Source organism: Paenibacillus sp. FSL H8-0261, assembly GCF_045040645.1.
Classification (GTDB): domain Bacteria; phylum Bacillota; class Bacilli; order Paenibacillales; family Paenibacillaceae; genus Paenibacillus_AQ.
This window is the reverse complement of record NZ_CP150297.1, coordinates 5,166,461-5,178,304: the sequence shown is the minus strand read 5'-3', so window position 1 is coordinate 5,178,304 and position 11,844 is coordinate 5,166,461. Positions and strand designations below refer to the sequence as shown.

Here is an 11,844-nt window from a genome sequence, read left to right as displayed (position 1 = left end):
GAGGAGCGCTTGAGATGTTTTTGAACAGATACGGAGATCATATCTTTAAGTGTTTTGTATATTTGATTCTCATCCTTGTGTTGCTAGTTACCTTCTTACCTTTTTGGAATATTCTCGTTCTTTCATTAAATGCTGCTGAGGATACTGTGCGTGGTGGGGTCTACTTTTGGCCAAGAGATATCACCTTTGATAGCTACAAACAAATTTTGAAAGATACCGAAATTATGAACGGGATATGGGTAACGGTTAAACGGACCGTAATTGGTGCACCACTATCAGTTCTTGTGATTACGATGCTTGCTTATCCGCTAAGCCGGCGGAATTTGATGGGACGCAAGGGTTGGAACCTTTACTTCGTCTTTACGATGTATTTCGGAGGCGGGCTAATTCCTTATTACATGGTGCTTAAAGCCCTGAATATGATCGACACTTTCTCCGTTTTTATTCTGCCAGGCTTGATGAATGTCTTCTATATGATTATTGTCCGTACCTTTATGGAAGGATTGCCTGGTGAGATTGAGGAATCAGCGAAGGTAGATGGAGCGAATGATTTAATGATTTTCTTCCGGATTGTACTGCCGTTAACAACACCAGTACTCGCTACGGTGGGCCTCTTTCAGGCAATATCGCATTGGAACTCGTGGTTTGACTCCTATGCATTTACTTACAGCTCAGACCTGAAGACCTTGCAAGCGGTCCTCGTCAAAATACTGAGTCAGTTCCAGACCGGAGGTATGGTATCGCAATCGCAAATGCTGGCAAACTCCGCCAAGCGAAATGCTGTTTCAAGCGATACGATCCGGATGGCAGCGACGATGGTTGCAACATTGCCTATCGTTCTAGTATATCCGTTCCTGCAAAAGTATTTTGTTAAGGGTATGACTTTGGGAGCTGTTAAGAGTTAATATGATTAAATAACCGAACGCCAGCCGGAGAGGAGTTGTCCAGCTGGCGGCCCTGAAGGGGGGTGAGCGGACAGACTTGCTTGGTTGCTTGATAGACTTGTGACGTAACTTAATTAATGGGAGGAATTAGGGTGTCTATGATAAAGAAAAACAAATTGTTGAGCGTAAGTATGACTGCTGCATTATCTGTGGGTCTATTAGCGGGCTGTGGCTCTAATGATGGAACAGACAATACAAACAAAGCGGCTGGAGACAATACAAAACAAGAGCCGATTACACTTACATGGTTTGATTCAAATACTAAGGGAGAGCCTTTTACTGATGCTGTCGCCCAAGAAATCACTAAAAAGACGGGCATTGAGATCTCCATTCAGCAGCCAACAGGAAATCCGACAGAGAAGCTAAGCTTGATGCTTGCCAGCGGTGACTATCCAGATGTGGTCGTGATGAGCCGTGGGGATGCTTCACTTGATAAATACATCACAAGCGGTGCCTTTATTCCACTCGATGAGCTGATTGAGAAGAATGGCCCTGATATCAAGGAAATGTATGGCGACACACTGACCAAGACTCGTTATAAAGACGGAAAGAACTATTACTTGGCTAACTGGTATGGACTAGATAGTGATCCAGTCTTCGGGATGCTGATGAGAAAAAATCTGCTTGCAGATCTGGCTCCGGACAAAGCAGATGGCAGAGCACCGCTTACAACAGATGAATTAGAAGCGATTTTGAAGGATTTTAAAGCAAAAAACAAGACGATTGATGGAAAAGAATCCATTCCAATGACCATGAACGGCGAGAATATGGGCGCCAACCTTGGAACATTCAAAGGCATGTGGGGTCTGAAAACTTACTATGATAACAATGGAACATTGCAATATGATGTTAAGGATCCAAAGTATCGTGAAATGTTGCTCTACGTAAATAAATTATACAGAGAAGGTCTGATTGAGAAGGAATTTGCGATTAGCAAAACGCAAACTTGGGTTCAAAAGCTGGCTACAGGCGCAGTATTCTCCACACCAGGCGCTTACTGGGATCCAGGTAACGGGAACGGAACTTTGAAGAAGGATGGCGGAGAAGATAATCAGCTCTTCCCATACAAGGTTGTTGCCCCTGGAGTAGACCCTGCCCAAACGACATTTGGACCAAGAAGCTCACTTGGATGGGATGCTATCGCTATTACGAAGAACAACAAGCACCCTGAAGAAACAATGAAGCTGTTCAATTTCTTGGCAAGTGATGAAGGACAGCATTTGCTGCTGTGGGGCCAAGAAGGTGTTCAATACACCATGGTGGATGGCAAGAGACAACCGGACCCTGCATTCTTGGATAGCTTCAAGGAAAACTGGGACGACACAGTCAAGAAGAGCGGTGTCCGCAAATGGTTGTGGTTTATCAAGAATGGTCTGGATGCAAATGAACAGCCTTACGATATGGCCGTTAAATATCAACGCAGTGAAGTAGATCAGATGGCAATCAAGAGTCTTGGGGATTCCGTATGGGATACAGCGGCATATGACAACTTGAGCCCTGATGGCGGAACACCTGAAGCACTGACTGCACAGAAGGTAAAAGATATTATGGATCAAAGCATTACGAGAGTAATCATTGCTCCTACTGAAGCCGAAGCCAACGCGACATTCGATAAGATGCTTGCGGAAATGAAAAAGGCTGGGGATGAGAAAGTAGAAGAAATCATTAACCAAAAGTACGCAGAGCGTATGGAGCTGTGGAATTCAAAATAATTATTGTAAGGGCTTCCTCTCTGCATTCAGGCAGAGGGGGAGCCTTTTTCTATGTTTTCAAATGTTAATTAAACTAGTCTATTAGCATGCGCATTTTTGCGGAAATCCAGCGGAGCCTGGTGATAGTACTTTTTGAATTGATGATAGAAATGGCTGACATTGTCAAAGCCGGACTCCAGAGCAATTTCGACCACACGTAGTTCAGTAGTAAGTAGCAGATTACGTGCCACGTTGAGCTTAAGTTGGTTGATATATTCTGTTGGTGTCTGGTTCAAGTACTGGCGAAAGGCCCGGTTGACATGACCGGCGCTTCTGCCCGATAACTCGTTCAGGGCATGAAGGCCTTTGTTTAAGTTTTCTTTTAGATGCATCTTGGAAACGGCATGTTCGAGCCACAGTGGGAATTCTGGCTGCTCGATGGTTTCTGGAGAGAAAAAATGCTGGGTAAGTGAATCTACGAGTATTCCTTTCAGATAAATCCTGGACTTTACTTTGTCTAAGGTAGAAAGCATTCGGATGCGTTCGAAAGAACGAATGAAATCATCCATCTCCATTTGAGATAACATGGCGATTCTAGGGAGCGGAGTATGTAATAGCCCGTGCAGGAATCCTTCTTCATTCAGGTAACTAAAGGCATCATTAATGAGGCTTTTTCGGCAGGGAATGTTCAGAAAGCGGCAATCGCTATCCCCGTCAGCTTCATAGCGATGGGTATCATCGGGCCGGATGAAGACAAGGCAGCCAGATTGAAGAAGCTGGGCAGCCCCGTTGACGATATGCCGGCACCGGCCTTCAGTGAGTATGAAAAATTCATAAAAATCATGCGTATGTTCTGGGGATACCTGACTCAGAGATTCTACCCAGAAGGGATCAGCTAGCAATTCGGGGTTTATATGGCTTGCCTCAGTGTATTTGATCATGTTTTTCCTCCAGTGTTAGTTATGTTAAAATAGCACACTATTTTTGCGAAAACAATAGAAGAAATGTATACATATTATTGTTAAAATTTTAATACAAGAAGTCAAAATAGCACATTTGTGGAGGCGAAAATATGCAACTTGTCAATCTAAACGGAAAATGGGAAATGAAACGGCTTCATGAACCGAAATGGCTGGAAGCCAACGTGCCAGGCTCTGTCTACCATGATTTGTTGAATGCAGGTGAAATGCCAGATCCGTTCTACCGCGAGCAGGAGTATGAGGTTCTGGAACTGTCCAATTACGATTACGAATATAAGCGTAGTTTTCAGCTGGAAGCAGGCGTACTAGAGCATGACCGAGTATTTCTGCTGTGTGAAGGGCTCGATACGCTTTGTGAGCTTTCTCTGAATGGAACTAATATTCTGAACAGTGACAATATGCACCGGACCTATGAAGTGGATATTAAGTCTGTATTGATACCCGGAGAAAATATCATTCATGCTATTTTTCGCTCCCCGGTAGAATTTACCCTAAGAAAGCAAGCGGAGTTGCCGCTTAGTGGATGTGCGGATGCGGTAGAGGGGATATCTCATCTGCGCAAAGCGCACTCCATGTTCGGTTGGGATTGGGGTCCGAAGCTGCCCGATCTAGGAATCTGGCGTAGTCTCTCTATTCAGGGTTACAACAGTGCTCGCCTTGATGATGTTTATATTACTCAATTCCATGAGAAGGATAAGGTCATGCTGGATGTTCGAGTTAGAACAGAGAGCTGGCAAGCGGCTGATCGAGAAATTGTGGTTAAAGTTCACACACCAGCGGGTCTGTGCATTGAGCATCGTGTGTCTGAAATGATTGGAACGGATCATCATATTGCACTGGAAATTATGGAGCCAGAGCTGTGGTGGCCGAATAATCTCGGTGCTCAGCCACTGTATAACGTAGAGGTTGTAATTGAGGAAAAGGCGCAGGAGTTAGATCGTAGAGAATTGCGGATTGGACTTAGAACCATTACTGTGAAGCAGGAAGAAGATCGGTGGGGAGAATCGTTTGCTTTTGAAGTCAACGGTGTGCTTATTTTCTCTACAGGTGCCGACTATATTCTGGAAGATAATCTTCTACCTCGCGTAACTAGGGAGCGCACGGATCGCTTGCTCCAAAGCTGTGTCGCTGCCAATTTCAATACGATTCGCGTATGGGGTGGCGGGTATTATCCGGATGACTATTTCTATGATCTGTGCGATGAATATGGCCTCATTGTCTGGCAGGATCATCTGTATGCCTGCGGCATTTATGCTCTGACGGAAGCCTTCGAGGAGAATATCACTCACGAGACCATCGATAACATGAAACGTCTTCGCCATCATGCTTCGCTAGGCTTGTGGTGCGGCAACAACGAGCAGGAGCTGGCTTGGGACGAATGGGACTGGGAGAAGCATTACTCACTGCAGCTTAAGGCAGATTATATTAAGCAATATGAGGTGCTTCTACCGGCAATAGCTAAAGAAATTGATCCGAATACCTTCTATTGGCGTGCTTCACCCTCCTCCAAGGGGAGCTTTGACAAGCCGAATGACGAGAATTACGGAGATATGCATTACTGGGGGGTCTGGCATGGGAAAGAACCGTTTACCGATTACCGGAAGCTATATCCGCGCTATATGTCTGAATTCGGATTGCAGTCTTTTCCGGGCTTGAAGACCATCGAGTCGTTTACGCTGCCGGAGGATCGCAATATCTTCTCTTATGTCATGGAGTCCCATCAGAAGAACAATACCGGGAATGAGAAAATTCTCTATTATATTGGGGAGACCTACAAATATCCGAAAGATTTTGAGTCTGTATTGTATGCCTCACAGCTGATCCAAGCAGAAGGGATGCGTTGCGGCGTTGAGCACTGGCGTAGACATAGAGGTCGCTGCATGGGTGCATTGTACTGGCAGTTGAATGACTGCTGGCCGGTAGCTTCTTGGTCCAGTATCGATTATTATGGCCGGTGGAAGGCTATGCATTATGCGGCTAAACATTTCTTCGCGCCGATTCTTGTTTCTGCCCATGACGAAGGAACGAAGGTCTCCCTTCATGTCTCTAACGAAAGCAGAGAACAAGTTATTGGTGAACTGAGTTGGAGACTGCTTACTACGACATCGGAGGTCTTGCTGGAAGGCACAAAGCCAGTGGAGATTGCCGCGTTAAGTACTGCTGAGTTCGAACAGCTTGATTTCGGCCACATACTGGATACGAAAGGGAAGAAACGTGAGACTTATCTGGAATATTCTTTTGAGGTAGAGAGCGAGACAAAGAGTGGCGGCACGGTCCTGTTTGTGAAGCCGAAGCATTTTAGCTTCGTTAACCCTGAACTTGAAACTGTACTTACCGAGGAAGAAGAACAATTCGTCATTACTGTGAAGGCTAAGACGTATGCTCGTTTTGTCGGCCTAGACTTCAAGGAGAGAGATGCCATCTTCAGCGATAACTATTTTGATATGTCGGGTGGTACAACTAGGACCATTACCATCGCTAAAAAAGATCTCGACAAGCCGGCTACGGTGGAAGAACTTCGTGCACAGCTTACTGTACGTTCCGTATTTGATATTTAATTAGGAAGATTCACAGGAAGTAGGCCCTTATCTTGGGGCCTCTTTTTTTATGTATTTTTTTTACTATAGCCGCTAATAATCATTTATTGTTCTGCAAAGCTTAATAACATGAAATTGAATTTTTTATAGATCAATATTTTACTACTTAAGGTATAGATATTAAGATTGTATCCCCTTCCAATTATCTTTAAAATAGACTTCAAACAACAAGATAAATTAAGTCAGTTATATTACAACAAGATCTGATAAGAAGAGTAGGAGGATATTATGAGCATTTATTATGATGACAGCCGCAAGGTGTTTCATTTACAGTCTGAGCAGTCCAGCTACGTTATTGAAGTCGTTAGAGGTGAGCTTCCAGCGCATGTCTATTGGGGTCCTAAATTAGAAGGAATAGTGCAACCGCTGAATTTGGTGGAACGTTGCTCTTTTAGCCCGACCTACACAATGGAGGACAAGAGAATCTCCCTCGACACTATTCCGAGTGAATTTCCGTCTTATGGGAATGGTGATTTCCGGGAACCAGCGCTTGAGGTTCATTTGGTAGATGGTACGACCGTTACGGATTTCCTTTATAAGAGCTATAAGATCAATAAAGGGAAGCCTGAGTTAAAGGGACTGCCTTCCACTTATGTTGAAAGTGAAGAAGAAGCAGAGACACTGGAACTTTTTCTTCAAGATGCCAAAAGCGGACTGATTGCTGTATTAAGCTACACCGTGTTTAATAATCAGGATGTGATCACACGTTCTGTACGGATTGAGAATCAAGGTAAGGACAATGTGGTGCTGAAGCGTGTGTTAAGCGCAAATGTTGACTTCCATGATTCCGATTATGACATGCTGCAATTATCCGGTACTTGGACGAGAGAACGCCATATCTATAAAAGACCGCTTGTACCTGGTATCCACCGAATTGACAGTAAGCGCGGCGCGAGTAGCTCCACGCAGAATCCTTTTATGGCTTTGCTTGCAAAAGATGCAACAGAGGACCACGGTGAAGTATACGGGTTCAGCCTTGTGTACAGCGGAAGCTTTCTTGCGCAAGCAGAAGTGGATCCATACGGTATTTCCAGAGTGGGGATCGGCATTCAACCGTTTAATTTTCAATGGTTGCTTGAACCTGGGGAATCCTTCCAGGCTCCTGAAGCTGTGCTGGTAAGATCCAGTCAAGGGCTTGGGGGATTATCAAGGACTTATCACCGCCTATATCGGACCCGGTTATGCAGAGGCGAATTCCGTGATCGTAAGCGCCCTATTCTCATCAACAACTGGGAAGCTACCTATTTTAATTTTAATGCAGATAAAATCAAAGAAATCGCTCAAGCAGGCAAAGATCTCGGACTTGAACTGTTTGTCTTAGATGACGGCTGGTTTGGGAAACGAGACAATGATGATAGCTCCCTCGGAGATTGGGTAGAGGATCGCCGCAAGCTTCCTGAAGGTCTTGGAAAACTTGGAGAAGATATTACGGCAATGGGCATGGAATTCGGATTATGGTTCGAACCGGAAATGGTATCGCCAGAAAGTGATCTTTATCGTGAACATCCAGATTGGTGTCTTCATGTGCCAGGTCACAAAAGAACGTTAGCTCGCCAGCAGCTTGTTCTGGATTTATCCCGTAAGGATGTATGTGATTATATTGTGGAATCGGTTAGCTCCGTGCTGTCATCGGCTCCGATTACTTATGTGAAATGGGATATGAACCGGAATATGACGGAGATTGGATCTGCTCTTCTGCCAGCGGAACGTCAACGCGAAACGGCTCACCGCTATATTCTTGGACTTTATGATGTGCTGGAGCGTATCGTCACCCGTTTCCCTCATATTTTGTTCGAAAGCTGCTCCGGCGGCGGCGGACGATATGATCCGGGAATGCTGTACTATATGCCACAGACCTGGACCAGTGATGATTCGGACGCGATTGAAAGATTGAAGATCCAATATGGAACAAGCATGGTGTATCCTGCAAGCTCTATGTGTGCTCACGTATCGGCTGTTCCTAACCATCAGGTGCACCGTATCACACCACTCGAAACACGCGGTCATGTTGCGATGTCTGGTAACTTTGGCTACGAACTAGATATGACCAAGCTAACTGATGATGAGCGGGAGGATATCCGGAAACAGGTTTCTGAGTACAAGGAACTGAGAATGCTGATTCAGTTCGGTGATTTCTATCGACTGCTTAGTCCATTTGAGGGGAATCAGACTGCGTGGATGTTTGTTTCGGATGATAAAAAAGAAGCTTTTGCCACGTACTTCAGAGTTCTGGCCGAGCCTAATGCACCTCTCCGCAGATTGCGGTTGAAAGGACTCGACCCAGCTAAGAACTACAAACTTGAGCTTAACGGTGAAGTGTACAGAGGGGATGAGCTGATGCACTTCGGACTCTCACTTCCACAGCTTGAGGGCGATTTCAAAAGCTTATTATTTGTACTCAAAGAGGTTTAATAAGAAAAGGAGTAAGCCACTGGCTTGCTCCTTTGTTATATGGATCAATTTTCGAAAAATACATGTTTGGTTTGGAACGCTAGATCCTGTTCGCGGTAAGTTGAAGGATTGACCCCAAAATAGGACCGGAAAACCTTTCCGAAGTAGCTGGCATTATCAAACCCGGTTTCCGTCGCAATCTGGTTGATACTCAAATCTGTTGTTTTAAGCTTGGAAGCTGCCAACTCGATCCGCCGTCTTTTTAAATACTCAAAGGGTGAAAGATTGATGTTTTTTTGAAACAATCTGCAAAGATGATGTTTGGAAACACCAACATGAGCGGCAACATCGTCTAAGCTTAGATTATTATTATGCAGATCATCCTTCATGAATTGAATAGCGGCGTGAAGCTTGTCATTTTTTATATAGGTGGTTAACAAATTTGGTTTCTTGAGGTATTTCTCCATGGACAAGATCCACTGAAAGACTTTTCCCGTTAAAAGATGCAAATCCCTTTCTTCATGAACCTGAATGTCCTTGAATGTATTCCACAATAAATCTATCGAAACCGATTCTTGGGGGAGTTCTACAATTGGACCGCAATGAGCAGCGAGTTGGTTCCAAAGTGAAATCGCTAAAGGCCCCCGTAGATTGAGCCATAAAACTTCCCAAGGCTCGGTGCCTTCTTCCGGATAATAATACCTGTGTATGCTGGGGACAGTCACTAGAAAAGCTTTGCCCTTCGTTAACCGATGAACAACCCCATCTATTTCAATTCTACCTTCTCCCGATAATGTGTACTGAAAAATAACACAACTTCTCTCCGTCCGGTTCTGGCCGTTGAAGGAGTAGGCAGGTGAATCGAGTTGTTCCCAACCGATAGAATCAAACAGAAGCATGGAAGCTTCTTCTTCCGAGCGAAAGGTGTAGGAGGAACGGAACATTAGCAAAATTCCTTTCTAGAAAAAGCTTTTGAGTACAGATCAATAATTTACTACTGTTGTTTACTCTATCAAAGTGTAAACTTTTTTCGTTGTCTGTTCAATCTCTGTTGAATACGCAGGTCTAGATACTCATTTTTTATAGCACATGGATGCAATCTAATGAACTGTGATCTCGTTCGGTCTGGTTTAGATTATTCTCAGCTTTAAAAAAATCAGATCCGGTATGGTGGGGGAAATTACCTCACCTTTTTTGTTGCTTAAAATTCCCGATTACGCATATAATACAAACAAGTGTTCTTATTTTTATGGAGGCGATCGCATGCAAATCAGCATCGGCCAAATAATTGAAATTATATATCAGGATAAGGCGAGAAATATCAGCCAGCGGAAAATTGAAATACACAGTATCCGTGACGGACGCATACGAGCAAGCTGTCTGACTACAGGAACGCCTCGCATGTTCTTGGCAGCAAATATTCTTTCATGGCAACCCGTGCAGGAACAACGCCATGCCTAAGAATCGCGTCATTCTACTGTCTGATTGCCAGGCATTTTACGCCTCTGTGGAGAAAGCTGCCCACCCTGAATATCGAGATAAACCTGTTGCAGTGGGGGATCCAGCAAGAATGAACGGTATTGTGTTGGCGGCCTGCCCGCTTGCTAAAGCGAAGGGGGTAACAACGGCTTCGCGTGTAGGTGAAGCTTTAGCAAAATGCCCAGAGCTAATCGTAATAAGGCCACGCATGGGGACTTACATTAAAGTATCACTCTTGATATCAGAGATTTACCGAACATATACCGATCTGGTAGAACCCTACAGTATCGATGAGCAGTTTCTGGATGTCACAGGATCTCTTGCGTATTTCGGAGGATCGCTGCAGGATATGATTCATAAAATTCAGCACCATGTTTTACTTTCGACGGGAGTCTGGACACGGGTAGGTATTGGATCTACAAAGGTTATGGCAAAGATGGCGACAGATAACTACGCCAAAAAGATGAAGGATGGGATATATGAACTTTCTTTTGACCAATTAGAGACGACCCTTTGGAAACTTCCCGTGCAGGATATGTTTATGGTAGCGGCTAGAATGACCAAGAATTTTTGGCGTATGGGTATATCCACAATTGGAGATATTGCGCGAATGGAACTGTCAGAATTTAAGCGACGAATGCGAACTACCATGGGTAAGCAAAGTGATATTCAAGCGGAATATTATTGGCAAACTGCGCGCGGGCTAGATCCTAGTCCAGTGGTCACAGGAATGCGTCATCAAATCAAATCAGTGGGACATGGTAAGGCTCTGCGCTGGAATTTATACACCAGGCATACGGATATTGAGGTTGTGCTGCTTGAGCTCGTCATTGAAGTATGCCAGCGAGCACGGCGGTATGGTTATATGGGATCGGTAGTATCTATTTCAGTTTTAGAGACGGACGGAGAGCGTTCAAATGCTTACGAGCGTCAGATGACATTGCCCGAACCAACATCACTAACCCACGAAGTAGCTGCTGCTGCGCAAAAATTATTTGCAGACAACTGGTCGGGCCTTCCCATAGGTCGATTAGCGATTTCCTTGACTAACCTATCAGATGATAGCGTCATCCAACTTACACTCTTTGATGACAGGGTTCGGGCTTACAACAAAGAACGTGCAATCGATCAAATAAAAGCTCGTTATGGCAGTAAAGCTCTAATCAGAGCTTCATCTATGCTTGAATCCGGTGTTGCCCTAGAAAGAGCTGAACAGATTGGAGGTCACTATAAATGAGTAAACTTGAGGGTAATGAACGCTGGAAAACGAAAATGATCATGACCGAGCATGTTGAGCAGTATGAGGAACAGCAGCGTGAGAACCCAGATAAAATGATAACTATGGAGGAACGTACGATGGTTCGAGACCTCATTTTGCTTCCTTATATAGATACTATGGTTAGCAAGAGCCTGAAAGAGATCGAGCCCTCCAGCAACATTCTTAAACGTGCCTATCTGATGGCTGGTCAAGCCATTCAACGCCGGATCATGCAGGATATTTATCGGCTGCAAAAAGAGCTGAAACAGCGGAATATCAGGGTGCTGGCAGATGAACAGGAGGAATTCTTGGTGTATTACAAAATCTTTTGCCGAGGATATCAGGAACGCTTTGGTTTAACTCGAGATGTTATGCGTACAGAGATAAGCTTAAGGTTGACTAAATACACAGCTGAACTCGGAGCAATATTAAAAGATCATTTGAAATAAAACAAGGCTTTGTCAGTAATTATACTGGCGTGGTCTTGTTTTATGTGAACCAGAA

9 protein-coding genes are annotated in these 11,844 nt (G+C 44.4%); 7 read left to right on the top strand and 2 right to left on the bottom strand.

Annotation, left to right across the window (positions count from 1 at the left end):
* The first annotated feature begins 14 nt into the window (after nt 1-14).
* Both MHI27_RS23080 and MHI27_RS23075 read left to right on the top strand, forming a co-directional pair.
* The gene (locus MHI27_RS23080; RefSeq protein WP_042190738.1) at nt 15-905 is read left to right on the top strand and encodes a carbohydrate ABC transporter permease; all 891 of its coding nucleotides are present in this window, start codon (nt 15-17) and stop codon (nt 903-905) included.
* A gap of 137 nt (nt 906-1,042) precedes the next feature.
* Nucleotides 1,043-2,656 carry an extracellular solute-binding protein gene (locus MHI27_RS23075; RefSeq protein ID WP_179086743.1) on the top strand — a complete coding sequence of 538 codons (1,614 nt, stop codon included), beginning with the start codon at nt 1,043-1,045 and terminating at the stop codon, nt 2,654-2,656.
* 68 nt (nt 2,657-2,724) lie between these two features.
* Here the strand turns inward: MHI27_RS23075 and MHI27_RS23070 are convergent, their stop codons facing one another.
* The gene (locus MHI27_RS23070; protein ID WP_405174798.1) at nt 2,725-3,576 is read right to left on the bottom strand and encodes a helix-turn-helix domain-containing protein; all 852 of its coding nucleotides are present in this window, start codon (nt 3,574-3,576) and stop codon (nt 2,725-2,727) included.
* Nucleotides 3,577-3,707: 131 nt separating this feature from the next.
* Between MHI27_RS23070 and MHI27_RS23065 the strand changes: the two genes are divergently transcribed.
* Nucleotides 3,708-6,173 (top strand): glycosyl hydrolase 2 galactose-binding domain-containing protein, encoded by a 2,466-nt coding sequence (locus MHI27_RS23065; RefSeq protein ID WP_405174797.1) that lies wholly within the window; start codon nt 3,708-3,710, stop codon nt 6,171-6,173.
* A gap of 267 nt (nt 6,174-6,440) precedes the next feature.
* On the top strand, nt 6,441-8,624 hold the full coding sequence (locus MHI27_RS23060; RefSeq protein WP_405174796.1) for an alpha-galactosidase: 2,184 nt from the start codon (nt 6,441-6,443) through the stop codon (nt 8,622-8,624).
* Between the two features lie 44 nt (nt 8,625-8,668).
* Here MHI27_RS23060 and MHI27_RS23055 read toward each other — a convergent pair whose 3' ends face one another.
* Nucleotides 8,669-9,547 (bottom strand): AraC family transcriptional regulator, encoded by an 879-nt coding sequence (locus tag MHI27_RS23055; RefSeq protein WP_405174795.1) that lies wholly within the window; start codon nt 9,545-9,547, stop codon nt 8,669-8,671.
* Between the two features lie 319 nt (nt 9,548-9,866).
* Between MHI27_RS23055 and MHI27_RS23050 the strand changes: the two genes are divergently transcribed.
* From MHI27_RS23050 to MHI27_RS23040, 3 genes are read left to right on the top strand one after another with little or no spacing between them, the layout of a single operon-like run.
* Nucleotides 9,867-10,064 (top strand): hypothetical protein, encoded by a 198-nt coding sequence (locus tag MHI27_RS23050; RefSeq protein ID WP_042190727.1) that lies wholly within the window; start codon nt 9,867-9,869, stop codon nt 10,062-10,064.
* Complete coding sequence (locus MHI27_RS23045; RefSeq protein WP_405174794.1) at nt 10,057-11,319, top strand: DNA polymerase IV; 1,263 nt, start codon at nt 10,057-10,059, stop codon at nt 11,317-11,319. Before MHI27_RS23050 ends, MHI27_RS23045 begins: the two co-directional genes overlap by 8 nt.
* Nucleotides 11,316-11,789 (top strand): hypothetical protein, encoded by a 474-nt coding sequence (locus MHI27_RS23040; RefSeq protein ID WP_405174793.1) that lies wholly within the window; start codon nt 11,316-11,318, stop codon nt 11,787-11,789. Before MHI27_RS23045 ends, MHI27_RS23040 begins: the two co-directional genes overlap by 4 nt.
* Nucleotides 11,790-11,844 lie beyond the last annotated feature (55 nt).